Annotated in this window: 13 protein-coding genes; 7 read left to right on the plus strand and 6 right to left on the minus strand. The window is 56.0% G+C overall.

The features are described 5' to 3' along the window. Nucleotides 1-139 precede the first annotated feature (139 nt). The 6 genes from C9F12_RS22625 to C9F12_RS16845 form a co-directional block, all read right to left on the minus strand. Nucleotides 140-781 (minus strand): 2OG-Fe(II) oxygenase family protein, encoded by a 642-nt coding sequence (locus tag C9F12_RS22625; protein ID WP_162816511.1) that lies wholly within the window; start codon nucleotides 779-781, stop codon nucleotides 140-142. Further along, nucleotides 778-1,257, minus strand: coding sequence for a VOC family protein (locus tag C9F12_RS16830; protein WP_108449638.1), 480 nt, complete (start codon nucleotides 1,255-1,257; stop codon nucleotides 778-780). The genes C9F12_RS22625 and C9F12_RS16830 overlap by 4 nt, the downstream gene beginning before the upstream one ends. Nucleotides 1,258-1,261: 4 nt before the next feature. Beyond that, nucleotides 1,262-2,746: a GMC family oxidoreductase gene (locus C9F12_RS16835; RefSeq protein ID WP_108449639.1), complete on the minus strand. Its 1,485-nt coding sequence runs from the start codon at nucleotides 2,744-2,746 to the stop codon at nucleotides 1,262-1,264. 15 nt (nucleotides 2,747-2,761) lie between these two features. Further along, nucleotides 2,762-3,850 carry a sulfotransferase domain-containing protein gene (locus C9F12_RS16840; protein WP_162816512.1) on the minus strand — a complete coding sequence of 363 codons (1,089 nt, stop codon included), beginning with the start codon at nucleotides 3,848-3,850 and terminating at the stop codon, nucleotides 2,762-2,764. A gap of 199 nt (nucleotides 3,851-4,049) precedes the next feature. Further along, the gene (locus tag C9F12_RS22630; RefSeq protein ID WP_162816513.1) at nucleotides 4,050-5,036 is read right to left on the minus strand and encodes a hypothetical protein; all 987 of its coding nucleotides are present in this window, start codon (nucleotides 5,034-5,036) and stop codon (nucleotides 4,050-4,052) included. Continuing rightward, nucleotides 5,033-6,256, minus strand: a complete 1,224-nt coding sequence (locus tag C9F12_RS16845) for a radical SAM protein (protein ID WP_108449641.1) — start codon at nucleotides 6,254-6,256, stop codon at nucleotides 5,033-5,035. Before C9F12_RS16845 ends, C9F12_RS22630 begins: the two co-directional genes overlap by 4 nt. 639 nt (nucleotides 6,257-6,895) lie before the next feature. On the opposite strand from C9F12_RS16845, the gene C9F12_RS16850 reads away from it, so the two are divergent. The 7 genes from C9F12_RS16850 (at nucleotide 6,896) to C9F12_RS16880 (ending at nucleotide 14,929) form a co-directional block, all read left to right on the plus strand. Next, complete coding sequence (locus C9F12_RS16850; protein ID WP_108449642.1) at nucleotides 6,896-7,180, plus strand: hypothetical protein; 285 nt, start codon at nucleotides 6,896-6,898, stop codon at nucleotides 7,178-7,180. Between the two features lie 38 nt (nucleotides 7,181-7,218). Further along, nucleotides 7,219-7,884: a metallophosphoesterase gene (locus C9F12_RS16855; protein WP_108449643.1), complete on the plus strand. Its 666-nt coding sequence runs from the start codon at nucleotides 7,219-7,221 to the stop codon at nucleotides 7,882-7,884. 218 nt (nucleotides 7,885-8,102) lie between these two features. Continuing rightward, nucleotides 8,103-8,954 carry a metallophosphoesterase gene (locus tag C9F12_RS16860; protein WP_205254720.1) on the plus strand — a complete coding sequence of 284 codons (852 nt, stop codon included), beginning with the start codon at nucleotides 8,103-8,105 and terminating at the stop codon, nucleotides 8,952-8,954. A 99-nt stretch (nucleotides 8,955-9,053) separates the two neighbouring features. Further along, entirely contained in the window at nucleotides 9,054-9,923 is an 870-nt protein-coding gene (locus C9F12_RS16865) for a hypothetical protein (protein WP_108449644.1), read from the plus strand. Beyond that, nucleotides 9,907-12,903 (plus strand): hypothetical protein, encoded by a 2,997-nt coding sequence (locus C9F12_RS16870; RefSeq protein WP_108449645.1) that lies wholly within the window; start codon nucleotides 9,907-9,909, stop codon nucleotides 12,901-12,903. Before C9F12_RS16865 ends, C9F12_RS16870 begins: the two co-directional genes overlap by 17 nt. Beyond that, entirely contained in the window at nucleotides 12,900-14,318 is a 1,419-nt protein-coding gene (locus tag C9F12_RS16875) for a hypothetical protein (RefSeq protein WP_108449646.1), read from the plus strand. Before C9F12_RS16870 ends, C9F12_RS16875 begins: the two co-directional genes overlap by 4 nt. Then, nucleotides 14,315-14,929: a hypothetical protein gene (locus C9F12_RS16880; protein WP_108449647.1), complete on the plus strand. Its 615-nt coding sequence runs from the start codon at nucleotides 14,315-14,317 to the stop codon at nucleotides 14,927-14,929. The genes C9F12_RS16875 and C9F12_RS16880 overlap by 4 nt, the downstream gene beginning before the upstream one ends. Nucleotides 14,930-14,959: the final 30 nt, after the last annotated feature.

Here is a 14,959-nt window from a genome sequence, read left to right on the forward strand (position 1 = left end):
ATCGAGTGACCTTCACGCATCAGCATGATGGTGGCACGTTCTTCAGCAGTAAGGTGGTGGTAGCAATGAGTCATAGCGATAGCGTACCTGATCGATCAGGTGTTGCACTTGCTCATTGAGACCGCCCTGCTTGCCGGGATTAAAAATTAATCGCAGGAGTGAAGCAGGCTGACAGCAAATCCACTTGCTCTTCTGGCAATAAGGCTTGACGGGCATGCCAAACTTCTGAGCCACGCCCCAAAACGAGCACGCCGGCCTTTGTTTGGATTCGCCAGAGACGCTTTTCCGGAAGCCCGTTGTCGTCCTGGTAAATATCGAGATAGAGTCCCGAAGTATGCTTCTCAGGGTGTTGTGATTGGGCGACCAAGTATATTAGAACTGTCACTTTACAGCTATCAGCATCATCTTTGTGAGCTGAAATAAAATCTCCTTCACGATAATACGTATAACAGCTGCTCTGTGAGCTGAGTTGATAGGGTTGACCAAAGACTGATTCCAAAAGGCTGCCCATCGGCCTGCCCAGCAGGAAATGCTTGCCGACAGGACCGAGACTCGCTAGGCGGGAGCGGTACTGCAACGATTCACCACCATTGGCCAAACGAGCTTTGTTGAACTGTCTAGTGGACTCTCTCCAAAGCGCAGCATGTTGGGTATCAGTAATAGTACCTGGTAGCTGAGCGAAACCGATAGAATGCAATTCGGTATGAAGCTGTGCTTGATATTTTACGGACATACCCATTCCCACTGTTTGGCTGTGAATAAAGAAGTCAGGAATGCTCATTGTGAAAGACTGGCAGTCGATTCCTGATGGAGGTCCGAATCATCAAAAGGACGCGTCTGGCAGGACAGCTCCAGTTGCAGCTGATTCGGATCGGTGAAAAAAATTGAACTGGCGTGGCCCAGATCAATGATCGGTGATACCTCTACGGATCGAGACTCCAGATGTTGTCGACGGGACTCCAGCTCTTCCAGCGTCTGGATCCGGAAAGCAATATGATACATGCCTCCGGGAAGTCCTAGTGCGCCGTTAATACCCGTATCATAGTCACCTGCGATGCCCTGAATCGCTTTCGGTTCCATGAAGACGATGTATTGTGTATCACCGACGTTGAAGTAGACCTGTCGCAGGGTACCACCTTCATTAATATGTGTTAGGCTGTCTGCAACGCGCTTAAAACCTAAGATTGTTTCATAAAACTCGATGGTTGCCTCCATATCGTGTGTCGATACTCCGATATGCGAATACCCGTTGCCCATGATGTTACTCCCCTGCCTGCTGGTGGTGGTGTTTGGATATGATGTCTGTCTTTGACTTCGAGGGTATGTGGCTTGGCTGAAATTTGGCACGCAGCTGTTCCGCCAAGCGGTAGCTCAACGCCATTAGTGTGAACGTCGGGTTCGCCCAGCTCACCGTCGGGAACACACTGCCGCTGGCAATATAAAGGTTGCTGATGTCGTGTACTCGGCAGTTTGGATCAACCACACCATGCGAACTAGACTTTGCCATACGAGTGGTGCCCAGTTGGTGATTGGAATGCAGCGGTATCAGGCTGAATCGCGGATAATCTTGGAGGGCATAGGCGAGCCGCGCATAGTGCTTTTTCTCGAATTCAGCGCTAATCACGCGTGCCGTTTTCACAAAACTCTGACGGTCTAGTTCGTTCAACTGCCAATTAAGCCGCAAGCGGCGCATGCCCAGCGTGTCCCTATGTTGAGACAGCGTCACGCGCGAGGCGGGATTTGGCGCCTGCTCCATAAACAGTCCTGCCCGAGGAGTTTCCATTGTTTCTGCCATGCTCGGCGTTCGGTACAGGTGAAGACGTGCGTTGAGCACACCGAGTGCTTCCTGTACCTCGGCGGAGAGCCCCAGGCACGACAAATACTCCAGCCCGCCCTTCACCCGTCCGCGATCTGCCCAGTGGGTAAAAATATCCGGCTGCAATAATTCAAATGGTGCGATGTTGAAATGGGGGTGCTCCATAAAATAGCGTCCTACGAGGTCACTGCCATTGCCAAGCCCTTCGCTGATTTGACTATTCGCGTTGAGCAGGAGGCGAGGCGTTTCCAGCCCACCACACGCGAGAACCACGATTTTGGGCCGAATGCTGCCTGTTCGACCGTTAAGTGTACGCAATACCAGTTCAGTCACAGTGTGACGCTCGGGATCCAGGAGGATATCGACCACTGTGGCATGAGTCAGGGCAGTAATCGCAGTGGACGAGTAAAACTCTTTCAGTAAAGACTTACCAAAACGCTGGATAGGCGTGCCAAAACGCCATACGGTCGGTATCACATGGTGGTTGTCGATCGGTAGCGGGATTCCGGCTTTCTCGGCGATGGAAGGGGCATCGAAAGTTGCCTCCCCGAGGTTGAGAAATTTGGCAACCCGGGGATAATAAGGCTCGAGGGCCTCAACGCCGAAAGGCCACCCGCTGTTGTCTACCCAAGGGCGCTCGATAAAGTCGTGGCGATCGAACAGAGCGCAGTATCCGGCCCATCGGGACGAAGACCCACCAAACCCGCGCGCACGGGTTTCGGTCAGAGGGTAGTCGAGGCCTATGGATTCTCCATGTTGCAATGCATCGACTCGTGAGTTGGGGAAGATACCGCCGCTTTCGATCAGCGTGACGGAGACAATGTCAGCCAATTCGCGGGCCAGCACCAAGCCGGCGGGGCCGGCACCGACAATAGCGAGATCCACCGAACCTTCTAATGTGACATCTGGATTACGGGCATCCAGCAACATATAGCCTTCCCCTTTTCATAGATCGTACCGCAGCCGTTGCTGATAGGCTGAGAATCGTCGATCAATATCCTCTGCCACCAGCGGCGGCAGCTCTGTCTTCCAGGCTCCGACCATGCCTTTTCGCAGGTGACCGGATTTCATCATGTTTGATATATATCCCTGCTGCATTGGAAAGGTCTGCTGCATTTCGTGAAAGGATAGCTGTCTGGCTGCATCAGCGATCGCTTGTTCTGGCACGGAAATCTTCCAGGAATTTATCACTTTGTGTAGCCAGTATGGCGTATCCTGAACCAGGTCTTCGTAACGCACGAGCGGAAATCCGTGACTGGTTGCTAAATTCAGCCAATTTTCTAGATTGCCGAAAGCATAGCGTCGACTGCAGCTAAGAAGGCCGATTAGGTGGTTAAAATAGAATTCCGTTATGGTGGTATAGCGTGGCTCGGAAAAGCCATTATGTAGATCGCACCGTGCCAAATCATGGAACCAAGATACCACCACATCTCTCAGATCCCTCACCAAAACTACTGCGCCATGGACATTAGGCTTTCGACTGTCCTCTGTGATATCCATGACATGTGACAAGGTTATCTGCTGCTTTGACTTTATGCCCAATAAAATTTCCAGCATGGCCATCATCCAAATCGTGCCGGATTTTGGTACACTGTTGACGACAAACAATTTGTTTCCAGGAATTCTGTGTACATCGATTGGCTCGCCGGTATATCGGAGATGCTGGATTTTACTTTCGTCAAGCAATATAGGGTAATTTGCACCTATATGGTAGGGAGCGGCAATACGAATAAACCGATTACCTAGATCAAGGCTGGCCAAAACTTCTTGACCATCGAAGATATTGTTGATTCCTAATGCGAAAAGGTCACTTATCGCCTGGTCAAGTCGCTGACCGGCCACCATTACCATATCCATGGGTGTCAGTCTGGTACACAGCTCATTGAAACCTATTATAGGAATACATCCAGCCTTGATTTTTTGGTCGTTGCTTATACTCGGGTATTCAACGATGGCAGCGATTTCGGCTTCAGATATATTACCTTCGCGCGCCATCCACTTGATGATTTTGATAGCGTCAATGCGCGATGCCAAAATATATATTCCTGCCATTGGCGGAACCCTCTGAACTACATTGCGATAAGTTGGGAGCCAAGCGTCTGATTAAACTCACCTTGACCTACTGAAATAAAAAGCTGCCAGGCAAATTTTATTCGATAGTGCTTGTTGAATTTTTGTTTCGCCTAGTCAGCTTAATGATTTTATCTAAGGATCTTTATCTCTCTACGACCGGTCAAGGTCGACAGGCAACCAGTCCGTCCTCAAGCTGTTCCAGCAACCACTTCCAGTGCGAAGCACTACAGAAACCTGGAGAAGTGGCAATAATACACCGCTCAAGATGCAGGGCCAGTGGCTTAATTATCGAAAAAAAACGACACATTTTGAGCTGAGCCAGTCGACGCATTTCGTGTAGTGAAGCTGGAGATGGAGATGGAGCACCGATATTTCCATTGAAGTCGTTAATAAAATAATCCAAGTCGATATGCAAAATTATCTTTCCACTGGGAAGCTGTGACAGTAATTTCTCCGGATCACTCCCCTCCAAGTAACTACCATCGGAATGCTTCGCCTCTGGTCCGACCTTTTTTATAGAAGCAAAACGATAGCCTGGAATTTCAGGATAGGCACAAGCGGCACGCAAGATCTGAAAAGTCCGATCTTCAGTTATCGGGGCATTATTAAGATGACGTATGTGCACCTTGCGGTTGGAGTATAGTAGAGGTGTTATAAAATCACCGATACTCACGCACCCAGCGTTTATCGCTGCTGCCCAGTCGTCCGGACATTGTGGATCGAAAGAACGGCGAGTAGCCGGATTGATAAGGCCGGAACCAGTGTCAGTCAAAAAGGTCGGCATCATGTCTGTGTGGTCGTCGAGGTGTATGAGAATAATATTGCTGTCGCACTTATTCAGGCTGCCTGCAATAAAATAGCCTGACCAGCAATCCTCGAAACAGAGGTCGTAGTATGCTCGTTGAGACCGGTAATTAAAGAGGTCACTCAGGTGCATGGGCGGATTCTGTTCTTTAAGAAACGCTAGCAGGTTCGGGTCAGCCGCGTGATACCCCGTATCCGGTCCCAAGATTCGGAAGAGGAGACTGCTTTCCTCCCAAGTAAATCGCAGGCTGCGCACGATTTGTTGCAACCTGGCCCTGACGTCATCAGGAGCATGCGTGGCCACGAAATCCGAGTCCAATGGAAGCTCTATGGCTGTATTCATAGCCCCGCCAAGTGTTCGTCAATATGTCCCAGGAGGGCGTCGGAAAAGGTCTTCACCTGAACTTTGCACTCGGGCGTTTCTGTGACATCAAATCTACCAAAGCGTCGATACTTGATTAGGTTATAACCACCCGAACAAAGTTCGAAATATTCGCATTGAGATTCGCAGGCGCGGTGACTGCGCTCAAAATCATCGATGATACAGCCAAGCTTTGCACCGCATGCTATCTCTTCGAGAGTTTCAGATAAAATATTACCTACCACCATGCCGCGACCGTCACCATATAGGTTCTTAAGGTCTTTGCATTCGTCTGAGGTGAGGCCAGCATAAAAAGTCGTTACGTCGCCGTTGACTTCAATACTCAGAGTCTTAAATGGCTTACTCATGCTGCGAGCATCATAACCAGGCCTTTCAGCCTGGCTTATGAACAATCTATTATAAAAAGATGAAAAATTACGGATGCGTGGAACAACATTAAGGTTTTTTTCATCGCAGCGATTCAACAGTGAGTGAAGGAAAAAATCATACCGTTCGGAATACTGTCTAATTTTTTCGTCCACGTTCGCATAGATAAAAAATTCGTCGTGAAGATTGAAGTGGAATTCACGGATATGACTGGCGAACGGTATAAAAAATTCGATAAACTCAATAGGGTGATCCAGCCCTTCAGGGGACACTACGGCAGTGACATCAAAAGGTATATCATGCTCTGCCAGAAGTCGCATACCTTCCTCGGTTCGGTTATGGCTGGGAATGCCTCGCCACGTCTTGCGATGCCTGTCATGGAGAAAGGCTGGCCCGTCGCAACTGACTCCAATGCTTAAATGGTCATCGTATTCCCTCAGTAGATGGCACCACTCTTGATTTATAAGAGTACCGTTGGTTTGAATGTCGAAGGTAATGGATGGAGTTGATTGGCCACGCGCAGCCTGAAGTTCTAAAATGCTATCTATCGCAGCTCGGTAGTAGTCGGGGGGTATAACTAGTGGCTCTCCCGAATGCCAACTCACGCGAAGTTGTTCCCCAAGATAAGGGCTGGCTAACAGTTTTTTGATAGTGGTCATAATAGTCGTCAGAGGCATCTTCTCCGTGTTTCGGCGGCTTGCCTCTGAGAGATAGCAGTAATCACAGTTAAGGTTGCAAAAGCCGGTTCCCTGCAGTACGACCATTTCAACCGGCCCTTGAAGCGGAACTGCGCTCGCCTCGCTCACTAATCCCATGCAGCTAACTCCTTAGCCAAGAAAGGGCGGGCAATGCCCGCCTTCCGAAAGTGCCCTCTTCAGAAAATGGGGCACCTGCATAGACCGTTTTCCGATACCAAGTGGTTAAACTGTAGCGCTTACCGACGCATGGCAGGGCCCCAAGACGCCGCACAGGTCGATTTCACCGCTTCAGTTCCGGTAGTGGATAGTGGCTTATAATGGTCTAGCCTGCCTGCAGCGTAAGCGGTTTTCGCATCAGAAATGGTTGTTGCTAATGGTTTTTTCTCTTTGGTGATATGCATTGTGGCTGCCTCCATGTGGCGATCACAGGTACACGAATCATGGAATGAAGCGGTTGGCCCACTTCATTCGTAAATATAGACAGGCGTGTCAATGACGCAAACGGAGGTTAGGTTGTATCTGCCCGATAACTTTACTTACCCAGCTCTTTATGTCCGCCGGTGTTTATTTTAAGCGCATGATTTCTAATGTGTTTTTTTGCAATTAGCTTTGGTCATGTCACTCCGCTGATTCAGTAGATAACTAGAAAGTTCATGCTCTATCACCTGAATCCGTGAGACCGACCCTCGGAAGCGCTTCTAACCAACTGAACTGCATGGCAATATAGCCAATATCGCCATTCACCTAGACAATGCCATGCCCAACGTCAAGTTCCATGCCATTATCGGCGACATCCACCACCAGTGCTCCCGGGGCCACTCGCTCGATGGCGTCAAGGCGGTGCTGGTCAACCAGTTCGCGCTCGAGATGGAGGAGCAAGGCACGCCGCTGGCTAATCCCGTGCGAGCGCGTCTGGGACTGGAAGACCAAGGAGCCGGTCTATTTACGGCCCACCACGACGAAGTTCCGCAAGGCCAGGCGGCCGCTTACATCGAATTCCTCTATGCCACGGGTGTAAAGCTGGGTGTGCAGTGGAGCTAGCCTGCGTTGAAGGCCTCCGACAAGTATAAGGAGGCCCCATGAGCCTGATCACGAAACACGAGGTGAACACGAACGGCCGCGACTTCTTTGTCGGCGACATCCATGGGCAATACGCCCTGCTGATGGAGGCCATGGCCCGCGTCGAGTTCGACAAGACGCGCGACCGACTCTTCTCAGTGGGCGATCTGATCGACCGAGGGTCTGAATCCTTAGAGTGCCTATCGCTTGCCTTCGAGCCGTGGTTCTTCGGGGTGCGGGGTAACCACGAGATGCTGGCCTATGACGCCCTGAACGAGGGAGCCGGCCAGGCCTGGGATCTCTGGCAGATCAATGGCGGCAGCTGGGTGTATCTCCACGGCGTCCATGAGGTGCGCACCATCCTCAATGCGGCCCTGGAACACCAGCCCTATGCCCGAGAGGTCGAGGTGGAGGGCAAGCATATCGGCATGGTGCACGCCGAACCGCCACACGACTGGCACCTGCTCCAGTTGGAGGACCACTCGGCTGGACTCGAGTCCCTGGTCTGGGGCCGCAAACGCATCAGGCAGATGGACACGACACTGGTGGCCAATGTCGACGCGGTGGTTGTCGGTCATACCATCCTCAAGCAACCGGAGACCCTCGGAAACGTTCACTACATCGACACCGGGGCCTTCTCTACCGGCCTCCTGACGCTGATCGAAGCCAGGGCGGTGCTGTCATGAAGCGCACTGGTCCGCTGAAGCGCAAGCCGATGAAACGAGCCACCCGGCGCAAGCAGGTCCCGGCCTTCCACTTGCGCGCCCAGCGCTGGCGCAGCGAGGCTGCATGTATGACCTCATCGGCGATACCCACGGCCACGCCGAGCCGCTGAAGCGACTGCTCGAGACTCTCGGCTATCGGGGAATCCAGCGGGATCTGGTCACATCCTGAGAAGCGCCAGGTGATCTTCCTCGGTGACTTCGTCGACCGGGGCCCCGAACAGGTGGAAACCGTGCGAATCGCCCGCGCCATGGTCGATGCCGGCACGGCGCTAGTCGTGATGGGCAACCATGAGTTCAATGCCGTGGCCTGGGCCAAACCGGATCTTGAGCGGCCCGGAGAGCATCTGCGCTCGCACAGCGACAAGCACCGTAGGCAGCACCAGGCATATCTGGACCAGGTCGGAGAAGGCAGCGGACTGCATCAGCAACATATCGCTTGGTTCAAGACGCTGCCGCTCTATCTCGATCTGGACGGCCTGCGCGTAGTGCACTCCTGCTGGCACCCGCCCTCCCTGGGGGATCTCCAGCCCTACATCGATGCGAACCAGCGCATCATGCCCCACGCCTGGCCCGACCTGGCGCGCAAGGAAGGGGCTGGCTTCGAGGCGCTGGAATCCCTGCTCAAGGGGTTAGAAGTCCCTCTGCCTACCGGCTATGAGTTTTTCGATAAGGATGGAAACCCGCATCATCACATCCGCACCCAATGGTGGGAAGTGGAGCGACTGACCTACCGTGACCTGGCTATGGTACCGGCCGAGGCCATCAATGACATTCCTCACGTGCCCATCCCCGAGGATGTGCCTCCCGGCTACGAAGGCGACAAGCCGCTGTTCGTCGGCCGATCGGGCCCGACTCCCCCTCCCGCATGGTTGGCTCGAAAGCGTTCATTCACTCCTCCGCGATGGCCGTATCGAAATCGGTTGCCATCTGGAGAGGAGTCTATGGAGAGGTGCACCGCTCGGCCTTGCCCGGCGGGCTGGAGTTTGGCCTCATCATCGGATGGTTTACCCGAGAGTCTGATTTTCGACTAAAGGATAAGGATCGTCGGTTAGGGTGAATCGCTACGGGTTTCGTAGGCACCTCCAGTCCTTATACTGAAGACACCATCAGCTCTTGCCAGGGAAGGCATTATGACTCCACATCGCCGCATCAGCCGGTCGCAGTTTCTTGAGTATCTGAAGAAGCTGGAACAAGAAGCGCCGGTACCTGAACCAAAGCTCCGCCAAGCCGCCCAACAGTTCGGCCTTAAGATCGATGACCTGCTCGACGGTGCCGAGCGCCGGCATGTGAAACGAGATCTCGTCACCTATACCGGCATCGACCTCAGCGTCATTGACCAGTGGCGAGCCAAGTACGATGTGGAGCACGCCTCATCCCGAATCGACCACGCAACACAGGGCAACAGCCACAACGCGCGGGTCAGCGGGGTCATGCTCACGGTGCGCAGCTACCGCCAGCCGCATCCGCAGGTGGTGCTGGTCGACATGGCGGGCAACATCAACGCCGGCACGGCCTCACCGCCCGCCGAGCGTGCCGTGATCGTGGAAAACCTCGAGAACTTCCTGAACCTCACCGGGACGCTGGCGCTGCTCCCCGAGTGTGGGCTCGGCCCCGAATGGCAGGAGGCGGACATCCTCTACGGCAGCGGCAACAGCATCACCAACCACCTGCTGACCCCGGCCTTCCAGCAGTATCGGGAGATCGGCTGTCTGTTCGACCCTGATCCCGGCGGGATACGCATGTGCGATACCCTCTACCAGCGAGGCGAGCTCCCGCCGCTACATTTCCTCGCGCCCGCCGACCTTACAGAGCGGCTGGCTGCCTCGACTCGCATGATCGACAAGGGCCAGCGCGAGCAGCTGGCCATGCACATGCGCCGCTCACCACCCTGTGCCCATGTCGGCGGCCTGATCTTCAAGACCGGCAAGCACCTCGAACAGGAAACCTACCTGATCTCGTCACCTTCTACCGCGGAGTCTCCCGATGAATCTGGGCTTTGACACCTTCGACACCTTTCGTTTCAAGCAGCTGATCTTCGTGAACAGCGCCGCCTACGCGTACACCCAGATTCGCATCGACCAGCACACGGCCCTGTTCGGCGAGAACAACCTGGGCAAGACCTCCATGCTCAATGCCCTCAAGCTATTCCTGCTTCCCGAGGTCAACTTCCGAAACTGCGGCAACAAATTCAACTTCCGGGGCACCAACGGCAAGCTCTATGACGGGATGGCGAGCTTTCGCTACTACTTCCCGGAAGACCGTGCCTTCATCATCCTCGAAGCCGAGAACCCCCACGGTGACTTCTGCATTGTCCTGCACCGTGGCGGCGCCACTGACAAGATGGAATACGCGCGCATGGTGGTGCCCTGCCCTTACGCAGAGCTCGAACCATTGTTCTGGGATGTCGAGGCTGACGCTGAAAGCGGGATCGGGGCCCCGGTCGAGAGCATGACTCTGCAGGGAGTGAAAACGGCACTGCGGGAGATGGATGGCGAGCCGCTGAGTGACTGGAAAACCATTCAGGAGCGCCTGTTCACCAACCAGCCCTACGACAAGAAGGCCGGCCGGTTTAGCCTGCTCCCCCTTCGCAACAGTGCCGGCAAGCGGGAGATGGACGCCTGGCGCAAGCTGGTGCACCTCGCCTTCGACATCTCAGCGTCGGACGACCGCACCCTGCCGGACACCCTGGCCACCATCATCGAAGGCCAGAAAAGCCGCAAGAATGAGGAGCTGAACCTCGACCTCAACGCCATCGTGGAGGAGGCCAACCAGCTCCGCGAGGAAGGCGACCGCATCACGCGCATCCGCAACGCCTCCGGCCACTGGGAGGTGTTCAACGAGCAGTTCCAGTCCGAGCAACAGCTGCGCGGCCAAGCGGCCAAGGCATATGCCGATCTCGATGACAGTGTTGCCGTCGAGGAAGAGCGGCTGACGGAGGCGCTGGAGACTGCCTCCAACACCCTCAATAACGCCGAAAACCGGGCAGACACTCTCGAGCGCATCAAGCGCGACAGCGGCAAAGCGGTTACCGACACGGTGGCGGACGTCAGGGCGACCGGCAAACAGGCAGACGGCCTGCGCAAGGACATCAACGCCGCCAATGCCACTCTGAACGAGTTTCCGTCCGGCACACCCCGCCAGGAAATCGTCGAAAGCCTCGAGAAGCATATCGCCGAGCAGGTCAAAGACATCGAGGGTTACGACAATAAGGCCGTGGCCCAGCATGACTACGCCCAGGTGTGCCAGCGCCTGGAGGAGAACATGCGCCAGGCGAAGCATCGGGATGAACGGCTGGCCAATCGCACCCCCACCCTGCTGGACGAGCTCACCGTGCGTGACGCCAGCATCCTCTTTTCCTTGAACAGCTCACTGGGCACCACTCATGGAGTGCTCACCCCGGAACAGAAGCAGGCATTCATCCAGTTCAGCCAGCAATTCCACTCGGAAGATGGCCATCTGATGCTGGGCCAGCCCCTGGAGCGAATTGCCCTGCGGGACATTCCCCATCAGGGATATGACGCCGAGCAGACCCGCCAGACCATGCAGGACAACCTGGACAAGTTGAAGGAGGCGATCGCCCAAGACAAGAACCGGCGCGACAAGCTCATGGAAGAGGCCACAATGGGCCCGGAGGAGATCGCCAGGCGCCGCAAGAAGGCCGAGAAGGCGCTGAGCAAGGCCAAGGAGGACAAGAACGCACTCAATGCCCTCGATGCCAACAACCAGAAGCTGGAGATCCTGGAGGGCGACCTGCGGGAGCTAGAAGCCAAGCTGGAAGAGCAAAAGCGCCAGCACGAGAAGGCAGAGACCGATTGGAACGAAGCCGATGGCAAGCGCAAGGCTTTGCGTCAGGAGCAGAAGACCCTCCAGGACCAGGCACAGCAGGTACGCTTGATCCGGCAGCGGCTCGACCGCATCGGCAGAGATGCCAACAACGTCCTCGAAGGACGGCACAAGGTGATAGAGCCGACCCCCTGCGAGGTCAGCGAGGCCAACATCGAGGCTCTCGAACATGATGTCGATGAACTGAGCACCCTGCGCAACAAGGTCCACGAACAACTCCGCAAGCTCCTCGCCATGAGCATCCTGCCCAACTCTGATAGCCAGGCCCACCTGACCTCCTTCACCGTCGATCAGGTGGCCGACTTCCACGAACAGCTGAAGGCGGTGTTCGACAACCTCGACACCCAGGAGGCCAACTACCGCCATAAGGTCGATCGCCACAACAAGACGACCCACTCCCAGGTTGAGATCCTGCGCACCGCCAAGGAGCAGGTCTCTGCCTTCATGAGCCGGATCAATGCGGAGATGGGTCAGTTCTCGATCTCCGACCTCGAGGAAGTGCGGGTGGACTACCGGCTTCACCCGCGCTTTGAGCAGCTGCTGGCCGACCTCGAGAAGGCCGACCTCCTCAGCGACGAACTGCAGGACAGCAAGGTCTACGAGCAGCTCAAGGCGTTTCAGGCCGACTTCTTCAACTCCGATGCCCGGCGTACCGGCATCCTGCTCAGCCTCGACAAGATCCTCGCCGGCGTGCACTACAAGTACCGCAAGCGGGGCGAGGACGGCTGGACGACGAATGCCCAGTCCAACGGCACCACCATGATGATCACCACCAACCTGCTCTCGGTGCTGATGTCGCGACTGATGGACGGCGATGCCCAGGTGACCATGCCGCTGGTCATGGACGAATTCGGCTCCCTGGCCACTCGCAACATGCGCACCGCCCGCCAGATGGCCGAGCAGCACGGCTATTGCCTCTTCGTGGCCAACCCCAACCGGGACTCGAAGATCACTCAGGTGCTCAGCAACTACGTCCACCTGGGTCTGTTCCACGCCAGCCGGGCCTATGCCGAGAATCGCACTGTCGTTCATCACGGCCTCTGCGAGTCCCTCACCCGAAAAGGGATGCTCACCGTGCGGACGGCAGATACCGGTCGTGAAGGGGAGCTCCTCCCTGAAGAGGAGGCCGATCGGTGAACATCAAATCACCCTTTGTGCTCAAGCAGATCATCGAGCACCGACAACTCTTCACCCAGCTGGTGGCCTACATCGAGGAGCACGACGGGGACGTGGAGATTCCCTCCAGGCTCTACCGCTCCATCGTGCGCCAGGCCATCAAGGCGGAAGCCGCCCTGGGCAACGACCGGGAGTGCGAGCGAATTCGCTACACCCTCGCTGAAGAGAACCTGCTGCGTGAACGGCTGATCATCCGCATAGACGCCGCCCGCGGCACGCTGGTGCTCGCGCCCTTCGTCGTGGACATGCTGCGTCACTTCGATGTTGGCCGCATGCGAGGGCTGAGCCAGGCCGAGCTCGAAGATCTGCGCGACGGCCTCAACCAGAGCCTAGCGGCCTTCCAGGAGGTGCCAATCGACCTGGAGAACGACAACTTCACCGATGAACTACGCCTGCTCCGGCGCCGGATACAAGACACTCTCGGCAAGATGCAGGAGAGCGTTGCGGCGCTAGAAGCACAGGGGGATCATCTGGCGGATCTGGTTGAGCAGCAGGACGTGGGAAGCCTCGAGGGCGCGGTGGAAACCCGCAGGGCCCTGGAGCACATCAACCGCATCTATCAACGCTACATCCTGCCGGCTCTCGAATTTCTCGATCCCAAGACGCGCTTCAAGCAGGGCATCCCGGCGATCACGGCCATACGCCGCATCGCCAAGCTGGCCGCAGAAAGCGACCACCCAGCGCTGAATGAGGAGCTGCAGTTTTCGGCCAATGCCATCCAGAGCTACGTCAAGGACATCGATGCACTGCGCCTCTCGCTTGAACGCTACGTCCGCCAGGATCGGCAACAGCGCCGGCAGTACGACGCCATCGAACGAGCCTTCAATGCCATCCGGCTCGCCACGGAGGAGCGCCATGATGATAGCTTCCGCAACCTCTACATTCCGGTACGGCACCCCGCCATCCAGTCCCCTGGCACCTTCGCGGGAATCAAGCGGATGCGTTTTGCCCGCCTGGAGTGGCACGACATCGACCACCGGGCCGACATCGAGGAGTTCACCGATCGGAGAATAGAAGAGCTGCGCGCCCAGTTGGACCAGAGCGGGTCTGTCACCGTAGACCCGGCGCGAGCGGGGCTCTCGGAGGCCGAGCTGCGCGAGCAACTGCGCCAGCACGAGATTCAGGCGCTATTGGAAGCGTGGACAATACCGGACGACTGCCAGGACCTTCACGCCTCTTTGCATGACTACCTCAGCAGCCACCTGGAGGGCTACACCCTCAACGATCTTCTCGAGGCCCTGGACTGGGTCATGGCACTACCCGACTTCCGGTATCACGCCCGCTTCCAGCACCACGAGATTCTCCATGGCGAGCTGGCGCTGTCATACCACCCCCTCATCCCACGCGAGGCCCCTGCCGAGGAGACCACCCCATGAGCGACATGCCCTTCCCCCACGAGCCGAACACCGGGCAGCCGGTCGTCAATCGCCGCTTGAGCCAGGAGGCCTTTCGTAAGCTGACCTCAGGCCAGGTGATTAACCAGTATCAGTATGTGAACGGTGAACTGGCCCCCAACCCCCTGTTCGATGAACTCTACAAGGAGCGCGACCGCTACTACGTCGAGGCTTACGCCAATATGGGCATGGAGCTGGTGCAGCGCCCGGGCTTCTTCTACGTCCGCACGCTCACGCAGGCACAGGCCGACGAAGAAGGCCGCGACCAGGAGAGCGGCGGGTCTATCCGCCAGATTCAGGGAGTGCTGCTGGTACTGGGTCGCGGGGTACTGGAGAAGGGCTTCATGTTCGATGCGTTGACGCACCCCGACGCCGGCATCACTCGGGAAATCCTCGAGAGCATCGGCAGCGACCCGACCTTTGGCCAGATTCTCAAGGCGTGCAAGATGGATCAGCCCTTGCCAGAGGCAGTGAAGGTGGCCCTGGTGGATCGCGATATCGCCTACTTCAACGCCAAGGGAAACATGGTGCTGGCCGAGGCCGGAAAGGCATTCTTCGATGACCTGTTCAGTCAAGATTCGAGCGATCACTGAATACAGGCGTAGTTATTGCCAGCGGTACGG

This window comes from Halomonas sp. BN3-1 (assembly GCF_003056325.1).
Lineage (GTDB): Bacteria > Pseudomonadota > Gammaproteobacteria > Pseudomonadales > Halomonadaceae > Halomonas > Halomonas litopenaei.